General features: G+C 47.9%; 14 protein-coding genes and 1 riboswitch. Of the genes, 7 read left to right on the forward strand and 7 right to left on the reverse strand.

Features of this window, described 5'->3' with window-relative positions; genetic code table 11:
• Positions 1 to 45: 45 nt before the first annotated feature.
• Entirely contained in the window at positions 46 to 525 is a 480-nt protein-coding gene (locus tag MUN34_RS01180; RefSeq protein WP_026827448.1) for a glutathione peroxidase, read from the reverse strand.
• 170 nt (positions 526 to 695) lie between these two features.
• Between MUN34_RS01180 and MUN34_RS01185 the strand changes: the two genes are divergently transcribed.
• The 5 genes from MUN34_RS01185 to MUN34_RS01205 all read left to right on the forward strand — a co-directional run bounded on the left by MUN34_RS01185 (position 696) and on the right by MUN34_RS01205 (position 6,944).
• Positions 696 to 890 carry a hypothetical protein gene (locus MUN34_RS01185; protein WP_026827449.1) on the forward strand — a complete coding sequence of 65 codons (195 nt, stop codon included), beginning with the start codon at positions 696 to 698 and terminating at the stop codon, positions 888 to 890.
• A 240-nt stretch (positions 891 to 1,130) separates the two neighbouring features.
• Positions 1,131 to 1,282: riboswitch (cyclic di-AMP (ydaO/yuaA leader) on the forward strand.
• A gap of 323 nt (positions 1,283 to 1,605) precedes the next feature.
• Positions 1,606 to 3,246, forward strand: a complete 1,641-nt coding sequence (gene kdpA / locus MUN34_RS01190) for a potassium-transporting ATPase subunit KdpA (protein WP_247856671.1) — start codon at positions 1,606 to 1,608, stop codon at positions 3,244 to 3,246.
• Positions 3,247 to 3,263: 17 nt separating this feature from the next.
• Positions 3,264 to 5,327: a potassium-transporting ATPase subunit KdpB gene (gene kdpB / locus MUN34_RS01195; protein ID WP_247856672.1), complete on the forward strand. Its 2,064-nt coding sequence runs from the start codon at positions 3,264 to 3,266 to the stop codon at positions 5,325 to 5,327.
• 13 nt (positions 5,328 to 5,340) lie between these two features.
• Positions 5,341 to 5,862 (forward strand): potassium-transporting ATPase subunit C, encoded by a 522-nt coding sequence (locus tag MUN34_RS01200; RefSeq protein ID WP_026827452.1) that lies wholly within the window; start codon positions 5,341 to 5,343, stop codon positions 5,860 to 5,862.
• Positions 5,859 to 6,944 carry a universal stress protein gene (locus MUN34_RS01205; protein WP_247856673.1) on the forward strand — a complete coding sequence of 362 codons (1,086 nt, stop codon included), beginning with the start codon at positions 5,859 to 5,861 and terminating at the stop codon, positions 6,942 to 6,944. The genes MUN34_RS01200 and MUN34_RS01205 overlap by 4 nt, the downstream gene beginning before the upstream one ends.
• Before the next feature lie 119 nt (positions 6,945 to 7,063).
• Here MUN34_RS01205 and MUN34_RS01210 read toward each other — a convergent pair whose 3' ends face one another.
• Positions 7,064 to 10,648: an SH3 domain-containing protein gene (locus MUN34_RS01210; protein ID WP_247856674.1), complete on the reverse strand. Its 3,585-nt coding sequence runs from the start codon at positions 10,646 to 10,648 to the stop codon at positions 7,064 to 7,066.
• 198 nt (positions 10,649 to 10,846) lie between these two features.
• Positions 10,847 to 12,880, reverse strand: coding sequence for a thioredoxin domain-containing protein (locus MUN34_RS01215; protein ID WP_247856675.1), 2,034 nt, complete (start codon positions 12,878 to 12,880; stop codon positions 10,847 to 10,849).
• A gap of 754 nt (positions 12,881 to 13,634) precedes the next feature.
• Between MUN34_RS01215 and MUN34_RS01220 the strand changes: the two genes are divergently transcribed.
• On the forward strand, positions 13,635 to 16,382 hold the full coding sequence (locus MUN34_RS01220; RefSeq protein WP_026827456.1) for a chitobiase/beta-hexosaminidase C-terminal domain-containing protein: 2,748 nt from the start codon (positions 13,635 to 13,637) through the stop codon (positions 16,380 to 16,382).
• A 23-nt stretch (positions 16,383 to 16,405) separates the two neighbouring features.
• Here the strand turns inward: MUN34_RS01220 and MUN34_RS01225 are convergent, their stop codons facing one another.
• Positions 16,406 to 16,762 (reverse strand): hypothetical protein, encoded by a 357-nt coding sequence (locus MUN34_RS01225; RefSeq protein WP_247856676.1) that lies wholly within the window; start codon positions 16,760 to 16,762, stop codon positions 16,406 to 16,408.
• Positions 16,763 to 17,117: 355 nt separating this feature from the next.
• On the opposite strand from MUN34_RS01225, the gene MUN34_RS01230 reads away from it, so the two are divergent.
• Complete coding sequence (locus MUN34_RS01230; RefSeq protein WP_247856677.1) at positions 17,118 to 18,002, forward strand: CAP domain-containing protein; 885 nt, start codon at positions 17,118 to 17,120, stop codon at positions 18,000 to 18,002.
• A gap of 279 nt (positions 18,003 to 18,281) precedes the next feature.
• Here the strand turns inward: MUN34_RS01230 and MUN34_RS01235 are convergent, their stop codons facing one another.
• From MUN34_RS01235 to MUN34_RS01245, 3 genes are read right to left on the reverse strand one after another with little or no spacing between them, the layout of a single operon-like run.
• Positions 18,282 to 19,097: a MetQ/NlpA family ABC transporter substrate-binding protein gene (locus MUN34_RS01235; protein ID WP_247856678.1), complete on the reverse strand. Its 816-nt coding sequence runs from the start codon at positions 19,095 to 19,097 to the stop codon at positions 18,282 to 18,284.
• A gap of 34 nt (positions 19,098 to 19,131) precedes the next feature.
• Positions 19,132 to 19,797, reverse strand: coding sequence for a methionine ABC transporter permease (locus MUN34_RS01240; RefSeq protein WP_026827460.1), 666 nt, complete (start codon positions 19,795 to 19,797; stop codon positions 19,132 to 19,134).
• On the reverse strand, positions 19,787 to 20,800 hold the full coding sequence (locus tag MUN34_RS01245; RefSeq protein WP_247856679.1) for a methionine ABC transporter ATP-binding protein: 1,014 nt from the start codon (positions 20,798 to 20,800) through the stop codon (positions 19,787 to 19,789). The genes MUN34_RS01240 and MUN34_RS01245 overlap by 11 nt, the downstream gene beginning before the upstream one ends.
• Positions 20,801 to 20,882: the final 82 nt, after the last annotated feature.

Below are 20,882 nucleotides of genomic sequence, written 5' to 3' on the forward strand. Positions count from 1 at the left end.
TCCCCCGTTTGTCTGATGGAAAGATGTGCTTCGTACGAAGCGATGTTAAACCGGAACGACAATCCGTTCAATGGCTGCGACAAGATCCGTCGGATTAGTTTTCGGTGCGAATCGTGTGACTTCCCCGTCACGCGTCACTAAAAATTTCGTGAAGTTCCATTCGACGTCCTGCTCGCCCGTCGTGTTCGGGGCAAGTGCTTTCAATTCTGCGAACAAAGGATGTGTACCTTCCCCGTTGACTTCGATTTTTGAGAAGACAGGGAACGTCACGCCGTAGTTCATTTGGCAAAAGCTCTGGATTTCTTCGTCCGTTCCCGGATCTTGTCCGGCAAACTGATTACACGGGAAACCGAGGACGACGAGTCCTTGTTTCCGGTAGTCCTGATGAAGTTGTTCCAGTCCTTCAAACTGTGGTGTCAAACCGCATTTACTCGCTGTGTTGACGATCAGCCAAGCCTGTCCCGGATAATCTTTTAATGTTGCTTCCGTACCATCGATCCGTTGAAATGTCTGCTCCTGTAACATGTTTAAATTCCCCCTTATGGTCTTAATTCCAGTGTAGCAAATGCCTCCGGCTTTCGCCTGAAAAACGGTTGTCAGATGACAATCCCTTCACAATCCGGTGTCAGCCGCTCTGAATCGTGCCGATATTTGATAAAATATAAAAGACTTTGGAAGGAAAGGAGAGATGCCACATGAGAAAGATGTTGAAACAATCGCGTTTTGTCATGATCGCGACGCTTTGTCTCGTCTTGGTCGCAAGCTGTATTACATTGCTGACCCTCGGATTCGAACGCGATATTGTGATTCTTGTTTCTGGAGTGGTCGCCCTGTGGGTGACGATGCTAGCTCCTTTGACGGTCCAGGCCAAACTGAATGAGCAATCATAACCGATGTTGATTCAAAAAAACCGCAGTCCGATTTCCTGCTGAAGGATGTTTTCCATTCAGATGAAGGAATCGGTTCCTGCGGTTTTTTTTCTTCTATAGCATACATGTTAAAAACACTATTTTTATAAAATAAGTCATCAAAAAGTCTGATTATATTTTTTTTAGAAATTCTATTTACAAGCTTGAATAATCGGAGTAATATCCATCTCATCAACGAACACTAACATGTTAATGCTTCGATCTCAAAGTACGCCGAATTCATGATTGAAGCGGGGGACCCAACCGTCACGATACGTGACACGGGGTGAATCTTCTCGAAATGAGAAGTAGGGCGAAATCCTAGGTATGCCCGAATCCGACAGCTAACCCCGCAGGCGTTTTTAGGAGGGAACGACTCTTATTCAGTGATGCCAATTTTTTAAGGCGATGCTGGGGCCGTTACTGCCTTGCATCGTCTTTTTTGTCGTGTTTAATTGTAAAAATATTGAATAATATGGAGGTAATTTCAAAATGGGGGATCTTTGGAGTGTTTTGTTATTTGTTTTCTTTTTCGGAACGTCATTTTTGATGATTGGTCTGATTGAACGGATTCAATGGCGGGCAGGTGACCGGAAATGACATGGTTTTTACTCGCTGCCGGTTGCCTTGTCTTTTTGTATCTGAGTTATTGTTTGATTTATCCAGAAAAATTCTAATCGCATAGGAGAAACAAATCATGTGGACTCAATTTTTAATCCAGTTTTGGATATTGCTCATCATTGCACTCGGAGCAGCCGTCTTGCTCGGCCGTTACATCGGAACCTATTTTGCACCTGTCGAAGACCGGAAAATGGATTCGTTCGGTAAAATTGAACGGCGATTTTTACTTGTACTTGGTGTGGATGAACGAAAACAAGACCAATCGTGGGTCGGTTATGCGAAAAGTCTGTTACTCGTCAACTTGTTATTTTTTGTCGGAGGGTATCTGTTGCTGCGTTTTCAGGGAAGTTTGCCTCTGAATCCGAACGGTGCCGCTAATCTTGACTGGTCGACCGCACTGCATACGACAATCAGCTTCATGACCAATACCGATCAACAGCACTATTCAGGTGAAGCGTTATCGTATCTGTCGCAGACATTTGTCCTCGGAACGATGCTGTTCGTCGCACCGACGATGGCGTTCACCGTTTGTATGGCAGTCATTCGCGGACTTGCCAACAAACCGCTCGGAAATTTTTATGCCGACTTTGTCCGTTTCATCGTCCGGATCCTGTTACCGGTTTCGTTTGTGTTTGGATTGTTGATGATTCTGTTTGGTGTACCGCAGACGTTCGGTGGTGCCGTCAACGTCACGACGCTCGAAGGCGCGAAGCAGTTGATTTACCGCGGACCGGTCGCTGCCTTTGAAGTCATTAAACAGCTCGGGAACAACGGCGGTGGTTTCTTCGGAGCCAACGGAGCGCATCCGTTTGAAAACCCGAACCAATACGTTAACTTCATCCAGATGTTTTTGATGCTGTTGATTCCGATGTCACTTCCGGTCGCTTACGGAAAAATCATCGGTTCAGCGAAGCAGGGCCGTCTGTTCCTCGGTGTGATGACGATCCTGTTTGTCATGATGACGTTCGGAATGGCCGGCAGTTTGTTTGCGAATCCGACCGCACACGGTCAGGAACTCCGATTCGGTCAAGTCGGAACCGCCTTGTACAGTTCCATTACGACAGCCGCTGAAACCGGTGCCGTCAATGCGATGCATGACTCTCTTCATCCGCTTGCCGGACTGATTCAGCTCGGAAACATGATGCTGAACGTCGTTTACGGCGGAACGGGCGCCGGTTTCCTGAACGTACTGCTGTACGCGTTCGTTGCCGTCTTCCTGACGGGACTGTTGATCGGCCGGACACCGACCTTCCTCGGCAAGAAGCTGGAGACGTTTGAGGTCAAACTAATGGCAATCACCTTGCTCGTCCCGCCGTTTCTGATTCTGGTCGGAACAGCGATTTCGATGTACGTTGCACCAGGTGTCGGGGCAATTTCCAATCCCGGGTACCATGGCCTGTCACAAGTCTTGTATGAGTTCACCTCAGCGACGGCTAACAACGGCTCCGGTTTTGAGGGACTCGGCGATGCGAACGTCTACTGGAATGTTTCGACGTCGTTTGCCCTATTCTTCGGTCGTTACATTCCGTTGATCCTGATGCTTGCGATTGCCGGATCACTGAAAGCAAAACCGGCTGTTCCACAAGATGAATTTTCGTTTAAAACAGATACCCCACTATTCGGTACAGTTTTCCTCGGTACGGTCGTACTCGTCGGTGCACTCACATTCTTGCCGGTGCTCGTACTTGGACCTATCGCGGATTGGCTGACGATGTGAACAGGAGATAATGAAATATGATGGAACCAATCAAACATCAATCCGTTGAGCAGGAACCGAACGTTCCGGAAAAAGCGTCAACATCAGCCGTCAATCCGTCGATTGCGAAACAAGCGACACTTGATGCCTTGAAAAAACTAAATCCGGCGCATATGGTCAAACAACCGATCATGTTCGTCGTCTGGATCGGTTGCCTGCTGGCAATCGGGTACACCATTTTCATCGATGAGATGCGCGGCTTTAACTTAGCCGTCAGCATCATCCTGTTCCTGACCGTCTTATTCGCGAATTTCGCTGAATCGATCGCTGAAGGACGCGGGAAAGCGCAGGCGGATTCATTGAAAGCTTCGAAAGCCGATGTCACGGCACGCAAACGAGTCGGTCAAATGATCGAGAACGTGTCCTCGGCAACACTGCGTAAAGGCGACATCGTTTTCGTCCGGACCGGTGAATATGTACCGGGGGACGGGGAAATCATCAAAGGTCTGGCATCGATTGATGAATCCGCGATTACCGGAGAATCGGCACCGGTCATCAAAGAAGCCGGGGGCGACTTTTCGTCTGTCATCGGCGGCACGTTAGTCGTCAGTGATGAAATCGAAGTCCGGATCACAAGCAATCCCGGCGAGTCGTTCCTCGATCAGATGATTGCGCTCGTCGAAGGGGCAAGCCGGCAAAAAACACCAAACGAGTTGGCGCTGTCGACCTTGCTGACGAGCTTGACACTGATTTTTTTACTCGTTGTCATGACACTGCCTGTCTTTACGAATTATTTAGGATTCAGCTTGTCGGGTCCGATCTTGATTGCACTGCTCGTCTGTTTGATTCCGACGACAATCGGCGGATTGTTATCGGCAATCGGAATTGCCGGGATGGACCGAGTGACCCGTTTTAACGTCATTGCGATGAGTGGAAAGGCGGTCGAAGCGGCAGGAGACATCCAAACGATCATTCTCGATAAGACCGGTACGATTACGTTCGGGAACCGGATGGCGTCCGATATTCTACCGGTCGGTGACGCGACGACGGAAGCCGTCTTTGCCGGCGCGACGCTTTCATCACTTGCCGATGAGACACCGGAAGGACGTTCGGTCCTGGAACTTGCCGAATTACGAAACATGCCGATTGAACAAAAACAGTTGGACGGGGCGGAAATCATTCCGTTTCGGGCGGAAACGCGGATGTCGGGACTTGATTTAGCAGACGGTCGCCGCGTTCGGAAAGGGGCCGGTCAAGCGATTCAACAGTGGGTTGCAGATCAAGGAGGAGACATTCCTAGCAATCTGCAGGAAACGGTCGAGCAGATTTCCCGTCTCGGCGGCACTCCGCTCGTCGTTGCCATCGATTCGACGATCTTAGGTGTCATTTACTTGAAAGATACGGTCAAACCAGGCATGCGGGAACGTTTTGACCGCCTGCGGGAGATGGGGATTAAAACCGTCATGTGTACCGGTGACAATCCATTGACGGCAGCGACGATCGCCCAGGAAGCCGGAGTCGATGACTTCGTCGCCGAATGTACACCGGAAGATAAAATCCGGGTCATCAAACGCGAGCAGGACGCCGGACACTTGGTCGCGATGACGGGGGACGGAACGAACGATGCGCCGGCGCTTGCGCAGGCCGACGTCGGTCTTGCGATGAACAGCGGGACACAGGCAGCAAAAGAAGCAGCCAACATGATTGATCTCGATTCCAATCCGACGAAGATCATCGAAGTCGTCGAAATCGGGAAACAGTTGCTGATGACACGCGGCGCGTTGACGACGTTCTCGATTGCCAATGATGTCGCGAAATACTTTGCGATCATTCCGGCAATCTTCATGGTGGCGATTCCTCAGATGGAACTGCTGAACATCATGCGACTCGATTCCCCGACGACGGCCATCCTGTCGGCACTGATCTTTAACGCGATCATCATCCCGATGCTAATTCCGCTGGCGATGAAAGGTGTCTCGTATAAACCGATGACGGCAGATCAACTGCTCGGCCGGAATTTACTCATCTATGGTCTTGGCGGCGTCATCGTCCCGTTCATCGGCATTAAAATCATTGATGTCTTGCTTGCAAGCATCCTATAAGGAGAACAGAATCATGAAACAGGCCATTCGTGTGACGGTTTTCGTCACAGCGTTGTGCGGGATTGTTTTTCCCGCTTTGCTGACCTTATTCGGTCAGTTACTTGTCCCGGACAAAGCAGCCGGTTCACTGGTGCAGGAAAACGGAAAATTCATCGGATCGGAATTGATCGCACAACCCTTTACGTCCAAACAGTACTTCCATGGACGTCCGTCAGCAGTCGATCAATTAGCGGGATCATCTGCTGGGGATAACCTGGCAGCATCGAACCCGGAGCTTGGCAAGAAGATGGCGGAATTCGAGAAACAGAACCAAGTGGACGGCGCTTCGCTTCCGGACGATGCCCGCGTGACATCCGGTTCTGGCTTCGATCCGCACATCTCGCTCGACTATGCACGGGCACAGGTGAAACGTATTGCAACCGAACGAAATCTGTCGCCTGATACGGTTCGACGATTGATTGACAAGGAAGCAGGGAATAATCAATACGTGAACGTTCTGATGTTGAATCTGAAGCTTGATCGGAGTCAATCATGACACGCGGGAAGCTGAAGCTGTACATCGGCTCGGCTCCCGGTGTCGGAAAGACGTATAAGATGCTCGCGGATGCACATGCGTTAGTCGGGGAAGGAAAAGACGTCGTCATCGGTTTGATTGAGACACACGGCCGACGCGATACGGCAGAGATGATTGGACGGCTCGAGCAGGTTCCGTTACTCGAAGTGCACTATAAAGAGAAGGTTTTTCTTGAGGTGAACGTCGACGCGATTGTTGCCCGGAAGCCGGATATCGTTTTGATTGATGAACTGGCGCACACGAATGCTCCCGGATCAGTTCGAAAAAAACGGTATCAGGATGTCTCCGTCCTGCTTGAAGCGGGAATCAATGTCTATTCGGCCGTCAACATCCAACATTTCGAAAGCTTGTTGTTTAAGGTGAAAGAAATGACTGGGGTCGAAGTACGTGAACGGATTCCGGATCCCTTCCTCGGTGAGGCGGACGAGATTTTACTGGTCGACGTGACACCGCAAACCTTGCGCGAGCGATTGGAACATGGAAAAATCTATAAAAAAGAGAAAATCGAACAGAGCTTGAATTCTTTTTTCTCCTTACAAAATTTAGCGAGCTTACGGGAGTTATCGCTCCGGCAAGTCGCAGATGAAGTCGACGATCAAGTGTATCAAGCCCGTCTGCTGATTGAAAAAGATCCGACATTACTACAGGAACGAATTTTGGTTTGCGTCCAGTTGAATGAAAATGCGCGAAAGTTGATTTATCGTGGATTTCGGATGGCGAGCCGGATGAAAGCGGATCTCTATATCTTGACGATTCTACCCAAACCGGAAAATCAGCTAGCGGCATCTCAAAAAGAAATACTGGCGATGTTACGCGAAAGTGGTGCCTTGTTTGACGCAGAAGTCTTAATTCGGATTCAAGGGGAACGTTCGATTGCGGAAACCATCACGGCGGCCGCAAAACATCACCGCATCACACAAATCGTGCTCGGTCAATCCGCACGGACCCGTTGGCAGGAGATCCGGCGCGGCTCGATCGTTACTCAAATCATGCGTCAAAACCGGGGCATTGATTTGCAAATCGTCTCGGATGACCAAGTCTGACAGGGTGTCTCTTCCGCGTAAATGCAGGAGACGTCTTCCGTCAGATGGCGACGATTAAAGCACACAAAAAATCCAGACAACGAATCATTTGATTCAATGTCTGGATTTTTTTGTATTCCTTAACGTGCGAAGACTGGAATATCAAAGACAGCCGTATAGCTATCCATTTGTTCATAGAGCTTATAGATCTGGGTTGTTTGTTTGACCGCCCAGCCCATATCCGTCGCATACTGGTGAACACCAGGACGCATCGGGCTCCAACGCATTTTGTAGAGTGTGTTTTGATCGTATGCATTATGGATGTATGTCGTACTGATGAATTCAGCACCACCGACGATGGCGGCTTCCGGTGTGAACCACCCTTTGCTGTACGCATACGCAGCACCTGTATTGATGGCATCGTAGTCATACGCGCCGATTCCGTACATGTTGTAGACAGTCCGTCCGTTCCAGATGACGCCCGTCGCAAGTTTCGACGTCCCGTTACCGGTCTCAAGTAAAGCATGTGAGATCAGGTAGGCTTCGTTGACCGAATATTTTGCGCCTGCATCGATGAAGGCTTGTCCGCAACTGCCTGTCGTACATTTACCGAAGATTCCTTTAGTCGCGAGGATGTTATTCAACGTCGCTGCTGAAGCACCTGTTGATTTGGATAAGTCAAGGAACTGATAATAGGCAGATGATTGACGGTCGACTTTTAACGGATCAGCCGCATCACGGACATCGGATTCAAGGGCATTCAACCAATAGATTGTTGAATATCTTGTCGTCGATGTATAGACACGCGGATACGTCGTGTAGAATCCGCTGACGTTTTGATAGACCTTAATCATCGCATTTGGTTTGAACTGACCATATACGTGACTGGCAGTCGTCGCACCAGAGCGGATGTTAAGCGGTGTCGTTGCCGTGACAGTGGCAATCGTTCCATTGACAGGATCAAGTGCACCGCCGAGGCGAACGTAATCTGCACTGATGTACATCAGCTTGGAAGCATATAAATCAGTTTGTGGTGCTGGATTCAGTTTCATTTGGGCACTGATGAAGCTGTCAAACGTATACGGAGTCGCAACCGAATTATAGACGTTCAGTTTGGCAGATGTCATGACCATTGTTCCGTTGTACGCATAAAGCGTCTTCCCTTCATAAGAAACTTCATACCAGCTGCCGATTTTTCCAGTGACCGGTAAAACCGTGTTCGCCGGAATGGAAGCGACGAGTTGATAGGCATCCCCGACGTAAGACCGGAGTGAAGTCGTCCCGGTTGCCCGAACAAACGATTTTTCAATCGGCTCATAAGTGATTGGTGAAGTCGGTTGACCGAGTTTGATGTAACCTGTTTTTCCGTTGATGATGACTTGATGCCACTGTCCATTGGCGGATGTCGTGACAAGTGTTTTCGTCGTATAGACATTGCCTTTGTTTAAGTTGGCGATTGTCGTCGCTGAATCTTTTGCGTCACTTTTGACAGCAATCGGAGCATCGAGTAAGAAGCGGGCTTCTGCAATCGTCTTTGTTTCCGAAAACTCCGTCAAAGCGGAAGCAACCGCATAACCGCTTTTACCAGCATAAGTGATTTTCATCCAATTACCGATTTGACCTGTCACCGTAATGACTGTTCCGTTTGGAATCGTCGTGACCGGAGCGTAAGATGGTCCGGCATATGACCGGAGCGGCGTTGCAGCTGACGTTTTATACTTTGTTGCCGGTAATGCTTTGTAGTCAATCGATGTTCCTTGGTTGATACGAACATAACCGGTTTTCCCGTTAATCGTCATGCGGTGCCATTGTTCCGACCGGCCGTTCGTGACGAGTTGTGTCGTGTAGTAGACATCATTTGCTTCTAGTTTCGTCCATGTATCTGCCGTCGACTGATGGGATTTCTTCACATCGACCGACTTCGATAAAACGAACCGTGAAGCAGGCAATGTCTTTTTCGTAATCAATTCTGTCATCGTACCCGCAGCGACATAACCGGTTTTCCCGTTAGCCGACACTTTGTACCAATCTTGGATTTTTCCGATGACCTGGACGTTCGTACCTGTTGTGATCGTGGCGACAGTCGCATATGAATTTCCTGCATATGTACGCAGTACAGTCGTTTCCGTTACTTTCATCGCCAGGTTCTCTGAGCTGTAGGCGACAGGTGTTCCCTGGTCGACAGGGACGTATCCGCTCTGGCCATCTTTTGTCACACGGTGCCATTTGGAAGAACCGTTCGTGACGAGTTGATTCGTTTGATAGATATCATTTGTCTTAAACGTCGTGACCGTTGCAGCTGTTGCTTTTGGTGCTGCTTTCATCGCGACATCCGCTTGAAGTTTGATATCTGTTGCTGGAATCGGTTGTGTCGTCACGTAATCCGTAAACGTCGTACCTGAGGCGTAACCTGATTTTCCGTCATACGAGACTTTATACCAGTTTCCGATTTGACCCTGGATCTTGATGACGGTCCCGTTTGGAATCGTTTTGATGATTCCGTAAGAAGGTCCGGCATACGAATGGATCGCTGTCGCTGTCGTCGTCTTTAAAGAAAGATCGTGGACGGTATAGTACTTGATCGTGTTTCCTTGGTTGATTTTAACGTAACCTGTTTTGCCGTCTTTTGAGACCTTATGCCACTGCTCACCGATCGGATTCGTCACGAGTTGTGTCGTATAGTAGACGTTACCTGTTTGTAAGCCGGCCAGTGTCGCACCGGATGAGAACGGAGTGGCTTTGATTTCAACCGAGTTCGTCAACAGGAACCGTGACGATGCTAACTTGACCTTTGCCGTATATTCGCTCAAAGCAGCAGTCAAGGCATAGCCTGTTTTCCCGTCGTACGTGACACGGTGATAGAGACCGGAACGAGCCGTCGATTTGACGATCGCACCTTTTGGAATCGTGACGAGCGGGCGTTTTGTTCCGTCCGTCGTGTCATACAGGACAAGAGCAGATTTCGTCTTGAACGCTGTTTCCGGAATCGTCGTCACTTCTTGTTTCGAAGAGCCGGCGAATGCCCCTTTATGCATATACCCTGACTTGCCTGCATACGTGACATTGTACCAGTCACCGATTCGTCCGGTCGTTTGCAGGGAAGTACCTGTTGGAACGACAATCTGCCGCGGATAGGCTGTACCGGCATATTGACGGAGAATGTAACCGTCTGTCGTCTTTAAAGCGGTTTTCGACATTTTCGTATAGGCGATGGGTGTCGTGTTCAAGGCACGCGCATAAACGGTCTTACCGTCATAGTTAACGCGGTACCAGACTTCGCCAAACGAATTCGTGATTTTTTGTGAACTGTAGTACGCATCCTGTTCATTTAATGTAGCGATGACAGGCGCTGTAGCCGACGCCGACGTATGAAGGGTCGTCTTTTTCGAAACGAGGAACCGTTGTCCCTTGATCGTTTCTTTGTTATCAGATGCTGCTAGATATTTTGACGCGACATATCCCGTTTTTCCACCGTATGAAACTCTTCTGAAAAATCCAGAAGCCGACGCATACGTGGATGAAACGATAGTTCCGGTCTTGATCGTCAACAAGCGTTTCCGTGAAGATGTCGTCTTGTCATACAGATAAGTATCAGCAGACAGACGGTAGGTCGTTGCGTTGGTCGTTGCGGCCTCGAGCGATGGACTGTAAGAAACAAATATGCCGAGGACCAGGATGAAGCTGACCAGCATCTTCAAGGTTTTCGTGAATAGTGTCGTGTTCAAAGATCGTATCCTCCTAGTTAGAATTCGTCCGAAGACGTATCGGGCTCTAGGATGTCAATTCTAAGTTGTGAAATTAATTTGCCTATACTTACTATCGACAATAAAACATTTATCTACAGTATATTTAGATTTTTTTTGAAAAAAGGGGTTTAGTTTTTTAAAAAACCCTTCTGTTTTGGGAAACAGAAGGGAATTAAGTCATATGATGATTTTTCGGAGAAGTTCGGAGAGATCTGTTGTCGGTCGATCACACTGGAAATCACGACAAAGATAGGCTGTTGCCTGTTGGGTCGGAGGATCATACTCAGCAATGAACGGAGCAATTTCAAGAAGTACCGTTTTTTCACCGACGAGAAGTGACAGTTCAGGCAACCGTCGTTGGTGGAGTTGCGTCAGGAAGGACTCGACCTCCCCATAGTTTTCTGTCAGTACGATCAATTCTTTTGGCTCCATCAACGTCCGGGTATAGACGCTTATAAGACTGGCAAAGCCCGTTGGTTGTGATTTGACTTCTGAAGCGAGCGTCGTGAAATTCTGCTGTGCCTGGTCACGGTAATCTGTCCGGCCTGTCAGCTGCGATAAGCGGAGGAGATTCGAGACAGCCGTACTGTTTCCGGCGGGTTTGACACCGTCATATACATCTTTTGGACGAACGAGCAACGTTTCGTCATCGATTGAAGTGAAGAAAAAGCTGCCATCCTCGTCAGAAAAGTCTTTCATCATCCGCTCTGTCAGCGTGATGGCTTGTTTCAGGTAGATGATCTGCTGTGTCGTTTGATGCAATTCCAGATACGCTTCCGTCAAAAAGCTGTAATCATCGAGATAACCATTTCCCTGCACATGACCTTGGCGGTAACGGACATGCAAACGGTCGCCTGCCATCAAATGTGTTTCGAGGAACGTCAATGCCTGTGTTGCGCGTTGCGTATAGCGGGCATCATCAAAAACACGTCCGGCTTTCGCATAGGCAGAAATCATTAAAGCGTTCCAGGAGGTCAATACTTTATCATCACGGAACGGGCGCGTCCGTTGATTGCGGAACTGCAGCAAGGTTTGTCGTTCCTGCTCGAGTTGGATCAAAATGTCTTGAATGGAAGAACCGCGATCAGCCACCAGTTGTTGGATCGATTGACCGGTCCGCCGAAAAACAATCCGTCCTTCAAAGTTGCCTTGAGGTGTCGCTTGATAGAGCAATGGGAACACGGCCTCTTTCCCGAGTAAATCCGTGAGTTCATCGAAAGTGAACGTATAGAAAAGTCCTTCACGACCTTCACTGTCCGCATCTTCTGCCGAATAAAAAGCGCCATCCGGAGAGGATAAATCGCGTTCGATATAGGCAAAAACTTCTTCTGCGTATTGTTTGAACCGTTCTCTGCCGGACACTTGGTACGTCTCGATGCATAACGTTGCAAATAACGCGTTGTCATACAACATTTTTTCGAAATGCGGGATTTCCCAGCGTTCGTCGACCGTATACCGGTAAAGACCGAAACCGACATGATCCGTAATCCCCCCGTCACGCATCGCGGTTAATGTCCGCATGACCATCTGCAAAGCCGTCTCATCCTCTGCAAACCGGTAATAATCGAGCAGAAAAGTCAGTAAGGAAGGTGAGGGGAACTTCGGTGCTGTACCAAACCCGCCGTGCTCCACATCAAACTGACGCATTGCCTGATCAAACGTCTCATGGACCACTGCTTCGTCCAATTGATCTGATGAGTTGAAGTCTGTGATTGTCGTTAATGCTTGGATGATTTCCTGACCGACCCGTTGGATTTTGTCCGGATCCGTCCGGTAATGTTCACTGAGTTGCAGAATGACTTGCCGAAAGCTCGGCCGATTGAACTGCGGGGTCTTCGGAAAATAGGTCCCGATATAAAACGGTGTCTGATCGGGGGAGAGGAAGACACTGAGCGGCCAACCGCCTTGTCCGTTCATCAGTTGTGCCGCCGTCATGTAAATCTGATCGATATCCGGCCGTTCTTCCCGGTCGACTTTAATCGAGATGAAACGATCATTGAGCAGACGAGCCGTCTCTTCGTCTTCGAAGCTTTCGTGAGCCAGGACATGACACCAATGACAAGTCGAATAACCAATCGATAGAAAAATTGGTTTATTCGCCGCACGGGCAGCGGAAAAGGCTTCTTCCCCCCATGGATACCAGTTGACAGGGTTGGTTGCGTGTTGGAGCAAGTAAGGACTTTTTTCATTGATCAGTCGGTTCATCGCCATCTTTAAAACCTCGTTTCTTCTATAGTAATGTCAATCATCTTCTAATAGCCTTAACGATAGCGGTGTTTGAAGTGGGAATCAACAGAAGGACTCGGATTAAAAAATAGAAGATGTAAAAAAAGATTGACTTTATAAAATAAAACATGATATATTAAACTTTGTCATGAATCGGGGATGATCACTCATGTGAGAATCCATCACTAAAATACACAATTTAATAATCAGGTCAGGATTTTTAGACCTTACTGACAAATGAGTCAGACATAAGTCATCGCTTTTATTTTGTCCTTCTTCTGTTTAGCTAGAAGAAGTTGACCCAGCAAGATAAACCTTCCATTCGATACTTTTCAGCTCATTCCGAGCGAAATTCTAAAAATCCCAGTAAATACGCAACCCAACGCGTAACTTGATTCTTGCTAAAACGCTTGATTCAGCTGGCGCGGCCAAGGAGCCGTAACAACGAAAGAGAGGTAGGGCTTTCGTCGTTTCAGGTGTTTTGATCACCTGTATCCTCGATTCTCATGACACCTAAAAACAGACACGCTGATAAGGCGTTTTTTTTATGCTCTTTTTTAAGCGATTGTATGTCTTTCATGTTTCTTTGTAACGCAAAGACGAATGATTAATTTTTGTAAGCGTTAACAATTAATTCTTTTACGAATATTAAGGTCTTTTTTTACATAAAATATACACTATTCGTAAATATATCTGATAATATGAAGAAGTGTCAGAAAATTCATAGGGGGTTAACATCATGAAGAACGTCAGTACGTTTGGGAAGTGGGCATTGGTCGGAGCATTAACAGCAGGAATTCTTCCACAAGCAGGTATTACGGTCGGGGCAGAAGGCGAAGGCGTCATCTTGTCCGAGTACATAGAGGGTTCAAGTAACAACAAGGCAATCGAAATTTATAATGGTTCGGGTCAAATCATCAATCTTTCAGATTACACACTTGTTCAATACACGAATGGTGGACCGACGGAGTCGAAAATCACATTGTCGGGAACGATTGAACCGGGGAAAACGTTTGTCATTGCCAATTCAAGTGCAAATGCAGATATTAAAGGAAAAGCACAACAAACAACGGGATCACTCAACTTCAACGGAAATGATCCGGTGGCTTTGAAAAAAGGTGATGTCGTTCTCGACATCATCGGACCGGTCGGCTCAAGCACTGATTTTGCGAAAGATACGACACTTGTCCGGAAATCAAACGTGACAGCCGGCTCGAAAACATACGAACCGTCACAATGGACGAGCTTCCCGGTCGATACGTTGACGGATCTCGGTACACACGCTGCTGAAGCAGGAGACGTTTTAGTCGCACCGACGGCGTCACCGGTCGGCGAAGTCGAACGTGGGGATCAAGTGACATTGACAGCAGAAGGGACGATTCACTATACAGTCGACGGATCAACTCCGACTGCCGAAAGTCCGGTCTACTCTGGTCCGATTACAATCAATGATGCAGTAACGATTCAAGCGGTTGCCGTCAAAGATGGAAAAACGTCGGCTGTTTCGACATTCAAATATTACATCGCACCTCCAATCACGAAAATCAGCAGCATTCAAGGGGTAGCGCATACATCACCATACGCGGATCAACTCGTCCGGACGACGGGTGTCGTCACCTATGTCGTCGATGCGAACAACTTCTACATGCAGGATCCAAATCCGGATAATAACAGCAAGACCTCTGAAGGGGTGTTGGTCTACGCGAAAAATCACGGCGCAGCAGTCGGCCAGACCGTCGCAACGACAGGGTATGTCAAGGAATGGTTGCTTGGCGGATACAGTGACAAGTTTGATACGGATCTCGCCGTCACAGAAATCAGTACAGTCAATCTCGTTAAAGGGGCATTGAACACAGGATTGCCGGCGAGTATCGTTCTCGGGGAAAACGGTGTTTTGATTCCAACGCAAGTCATCGATAACGATTCATTTGCTGAATTTGATCCGGCTGAAGATGCGATTGATTTATACGAGAGTGTCGAAGGAATGCGTGTCGCGCTTCCGAATGCCATCGTCACGGGACCGCAAGCCAACCGGACGATTCCAGTCCGGACGCAAACAGCGGATAAAGTCTACACGAAACGTGGCACACCAATTCTGACAGCGGATAATGCCAATCCGGAGCGTCTGTTCGTCGAGATGGGCAGCAGCTCGTACCGTGCGAAATCAGGAGACCGTTTCGAAGGTACAATTGAAGGTGTCATGAGCTATAACTACTCGGCATATAAAGTGCTCGCGAAAGCAGCTGACTTACCGAAGTTGATTACAAGTGAAGTCGATCGTCAACCGACGAACATTGAAACAGGCGATTCGCGTCTGACGGTTGCTTCGTACAACGTGGAAAACTTTGCTTCGACGGCAGATGCCGGAAAAGTCGACCGTGTCTCGGAAGGCATCGCGACATTCTTGAAAACACCGGATATCGTCGGTTTGACAGAAATGCAGGATAACGATGGGGCGACAGACAGCGGCACAGTCGATGCATCGAAATCATTTGAAACATTGATTACAGCAATCGAAGCGAAAACAGGTGTCCGTTATGCCTATACGGATATCGCACCGGAAGATAAAAAAGACGGCGGACAGCCCGGCGGAAATATCCGTGTCGGTTTCTTATATAACCCAGCGCGTGTTTCGCTTGCACCAGGTGAAAAAGGAACAGCGACAGAAGCTGTTGCCGTTGAAAACGGTAAGCTGACGAACAACCCGGGTCGTATTCAACCGAACGATCCAAACTTCGCCAGCTCACGGAAACCACTCGTCGGCGAATTCATCTTTAAAGGTGAATCGTATCACGTCATCGTTAACCACTTTAATTCAAAAGGCGGCGATGGAGCGGACTTCGGTAAAAATCAACCGGTCGTTCGTAAGAGTGAGGTTCAGCGTCACGCAATCGCTGGCATCGTCCAAAACTTCGTCAACGAACTGGAAACAGAAGTGAAAGATTCAAACGTCGTCGTACTGGGTGACTTGAATGACTTCCAGTTCTCAAAAACACTTGATATCTTAAAAGGGGACAACCTTTGGAACACGGTCGATGACCTTCCGAAATCGGAACGTTATTCTTATGTGTATAACGGAAACGCACAGGTGCTCGACCATGTCTTGATTTCGAAAAACCTGAAGCCGTATACATCGTCTGATATCGTCAATATCAACTCGGATTATATGGAAGCAGACGGCAGCGCAAGTGACCACGATCCAGCCATCATCTCGATTCAAGGAATGGAAAGCGCCGTTGCAGTCAACGGTAAAGCAGAAATCGGAAAATGGCGTGCCGTTCAAAAAGGAAAGCATATCTTCATCGAGCGTCAACTCGCCGGTAAATGGGACAAGGCAAGCGAAACACATGCCGATCAGCAAGGAGATTTACTTGAACTGCGTGTTTCTCAAGGTCGTCCGTACATCCAGGTAAAAACGAAAAAAGGTAAAACGATTTGGCTTGAACTGTCGAATGGGTACAAATTAAAAGAAACAACGAAATACTAAGCGATTGTATTAAAAAAGCGGACTTAATGGTCCGCTTTTTTGTGTATTCGGATAAAGAGTGAGAAAAAGGACAGCAGACTGATCAAAAGGGTAAGCAATAGTGCGAGGTTTAATGGGATGGCACGGAACATATACGTAAAATGAATGATGATCAATAACAGGATAATGGCAAGGCCTGGAAGGAATTGTTTACGTAACAGATGACCGACACCCGGGACGAGAAGTTCGAAACCGAACCGTTGACTGATATGGACTTCCTCATGCGCATTGGCGAGACTGAACGAGACGGTCAGCAAAACTAAAATGAGCCATCCGGAAAACAGATACTGTTGAATCGGTAAAAACGTGATCGATTCATAGATAAAATAAAGTAGAATCATGGCATACTCCTTTGGAAGTAGATATTATATAGAATTTCCTTATTTTTTCCTTACGAGTTCTAATGATAGCGAGGGTTTTCAGGAACGGCAACAACATTTAAAGGGAATAAAAATAAAAGAATGTTCACACATTTTAACAACAGGGAAAGAATAGTTTATTTTATGTATGATAATAGTGTGAGAATGCGATGAATAAAGACGTCAGACCTCCTTTACACGCAAAATCTGAGATGTGTCAAAAGTGTGAAGCGGGTTGCTGAATCATGTGATTTCACTTGAAACGATAGCTTAGGCTGTTCGAACGGACGGGTTTCTTTTAAAATGAAGTCAATGGAAGAAGCGAGGAGGCAAACGGATGAAAAAGTGGTTAGTACTTGGAATAGCAGCTGTTGCTTTCTTTAGTTATGAGAACATCCCGATGGAACAAGCAGAAGCGGATTATCCGAAAAGTGGAGGAACGCTGATTGATCGATATACAAGTGAATACCCGGGTTATGACTGGGAAGTCAGGCGGACGGCAACGGAAGAGTTCGTGGCATTGACGAAAGACGGCAAGGATTATGGGAAGTACCGTTCGAAAAACGGCGTAACGACGCAAGGGGCCGTTTTAAACAAAGACACGGAAACGACCCTTGCGAAAAAAGGCTGGAAAGCCGTCAAATCGTACCGGAAAGGCAATACGAACTATTTGTTGAACCTTGATCATGCCGCGGTCTATGAAAAAAATGACCGGTATGTGACATATTTCTTTGACCAGCACGACGGTAACAAAGTCAAAGCGACACTTGCGATACCGAAAGAAATCGAAGCGAAAAAAAGTGGATTTTATGGTAAGGCTTCAAGTGAGTTACGGACAACGGATGAGAAGTTGATGTTGCGTCTGATGAACTGGGACCGGGCCGATTATAAGCTCGGAGCACTCACTCCGTACAATGCGCTGAAACCTGTCACACGGGCACACAGTGAGAACATGGCGAAGAATAATTTCTTCTCTCATACCGATCCAGAAGGACGTGATCCGTTTGATCGGATGAAGAAAAAAGGAATTCGCTTTTCGGCAGCCGGAGAAAATCTGTCGATGGGCTATCCGAATGTCTTTGCAGCACATTGGGGATTGATGAACTCAAAAGGACACCGTGATAACATCATGAACAAGGACTTCAAACAGGCAGATACCGGTGTGGCGTTCCGGGACAATTCACCGTACTTTACGATTAATTTCCGGACACCGTTGAAGTGAAAGTTAAAACCAAACAGTGCACTTAGCCTCAATTTTGCGAAAGCAGGATTGAGGTTCTTTTGTGTGGATCAATCTGTAGATGGATGACGCGCTATCTAAATTTGAATTCTATCTTGAAAAATGAGAGCGGGCTTTTGATTGACGAAGCCCTGTCTTCTCCAGGAGTCCCTATTTAATGGAAAACCCCTGAAACCGTTCCACCTCCGTTTGTAAGGGGAGGCAGCTGTTTCAGGGGTTTTATATCATCTTTAGACGAGCTAATCGACAAAAAGAATTACATCAGTTTGCCCACTCGGGTTTACTGAAGCCTTTAAAGGACTTTTCGATGACAGTGTTAAAGTCCTCTGACTCCACGACAGCCGTCAAGTCTTTCGCGAGCTGTTTCTTTTCATCTGCTGTTTTGACAGCAACTAAGTTACGGTACTGCTCATCCATTTTTTCGAGTGCCAGCGCATCGAGTAAATCAAATTTCGCAGCAAGGGCAAAGTTTCCAGGAACAGCAGAAATATCAACACTCTCGATGGCACGTGGCAACTGTGCTGCCTCAAGTGGTTTGATGACGAGTTTCTTCGGATTCTTGACGATGTCTTTTTCAGAAACCGTCAATGGATCAGCATCCGGCTTCAACTCAATCCAGCCTTGTTCAGCGAGTAAGTTTAACGCGCGGGCTTGGTTGGTCGGATCGTTTGGTGTTGCGACTTCCGCGCCTGTCTTGACGTCATCAAGCGACTTATAGGATTTACTGTATAAGCCCATCGGTGCCGTCGGAACAGTGATCAGCCCTTTAAGATCGAGATTCTTTTCCTTCGCGAACGTCTTCAGATAGATCGAATGTTGGAACAAGTTCGCGTCGATGTCGCCGCTGCCGAGCGCGATGTTCGGCTGGATGTAATCGCTGAATTCAACGATTTCGACTTTATAGCCTTTCTTTTCAAGACCAGGCTGAATCGCTTCTTTGACCATGTCACTGTAAGGACCGCTCGTCGCACCGATCTTAATCGACTTGGTTTCTTCTTTCGCACTGCTGTCGCCACAGCCGGCAAGAATCCCGGCTCCCAGTAATCCTGTTGCTAAAAAGGCATAACGTTTTTTCATTTTCATTCTCTCCCTTAAGGTTTTCTATTTGTAGTTAACGTTTATCAGCACGGCGGGCAAGTTGATTGCCGAGTCCTTGAATACTTTGGACGATGACGACGAGTACGATGATCGTCACGATCATGACGACGTTATCGTACCGGTAATAACCGAAGCGGATGGCGAGGTCGCCGACACCGCCGCCGCCGACGATGCCGGCCATGGCAGAAAAGCCGATCAGGCTGATTGTCGTCAACGTCACCGCTTGGATGATTCCGGGAAGGGCTTCCGGTAACAGGGCGCTGATGATGATACGAAACGGTGTTGCGCCGCATGCCTCAGCAGCTTCGATCAAGCCCGGTGGAATCTCACGGAGTGATGTCTCGACGAGTCGGGCGAGGAACGGAATGGCGGCAACACTTAAGCTGACAGAAGCGGCTGTCGGACCAATCGTATTGTCGAGCAACAATTGCGTCAGTGGAATCAGCGCGACGAGCAAGATGATGAACGGTAACGAACGAACGATATTAACGAAAAAGTCCAAGATGCTGCGAACGGCGACGTTTTGGAAAAACAGTCCCCGGTCCGTGATGAAAAGTAAAATTCCGAGCGGGATGCCGATGACGAGGGCAAAGCCCAGTGAAATCCCGACCATCAGGGCCGTCTCGGCTAAAGCTTTTGTAAGATCCGGTAACATGGTTTCGATTCGTTCAAGCCACATCCTGGATCACCTCAAGTGTGTGGAGTTGTTCTTCAAGCCATGTCAGGGCCTTATTCACGTGAAGCGTCGGACCAGTCAAGCTGACGATCAGGACTCCGAAGGCGACGTTTTGGATATAATCGACCTTGCCGTGGAGAATGCTGACAGAGATATCAAACTGTTTGATTGCTTCCGATAACGTACTTTCGCCGGTCTTCTCACCCGTGAATTGCAGGCGAATGATTTTACCGGGTGTCGTCCGTAAGATGCGTTCCGGTAATTCAATTTGAAGTGCCGTATCGACATAATGTTTCGTGACATCATGGGTCGGCTGACTGAATAAGTCGTATGTACTTGCGACTTCGACGACTTCGCCTTGCGCCATGACGGCAACGCGGTGGCAGATTTGTTTGACGACATCAATCTCGTGGGTGATGAGGATGATTGTCAGGCCGAGTCGTTCATTCAAGTCTTTCAGCAGTTCCAGGATTTGCAGTGTCGTGACCGGATCAAGAGCTGACGTTGCTTCATCACACAACAGGACACTCGGATTATTGGCAAGGGCGCGGGCAATCCCGACCCGTTGCTTTTGACCACCGCTGAGCTGGCTCGGAAAATTCGTCTCAAATCCTTCAAGTCCGACCAGGGCGACGAGTTCTTTGATCCGGCTTGGGAAATCACTGCGTTTAACGCCGGCTGCTTTTAAGGCGAACGCAATGTTGTCGGAAACGTTCCGCGATTGAATCAATTGGAAATGTTGAAAGATCATCCCGATATTCAGTCGTAGTTCGCGTAAGCTGCCTTTTGAGAGGTCGGACAGTTTGATGCCCGATACTTTTACCGTTCCTTGTGTCGGCGTCTCCAGTCCATTAATCAACCGGAGTAATGTACTTTTTCCGGCACCAGACTCACCGATGATGCCAAAGATTTCACCTTGCTGAATCGTTAAGTTGACATCGCGTAATGCGAAAATCGGTGTCCGGTCACGAACGAACCGTTTGGTGATGCCTTTAAATTCAATCATCTGTCGTTTCCTCCCTATACAAAAAAATCGCCTTTTTCCAGTTAAGAGCAACCAGAAAAAAGCGACGAAGTGTAAGATTTCG

It is taken from the genome of Exiguobacterium sp. 17-1 (genome assembly GCF_023096305.1).
GTDB lineage: Bacteria > Bacillota > Bacilli > Exiguobacteriales > Exiguobacteriaceae > Exiguobacterium_A > Exiguobacterium_A sibiricum_A.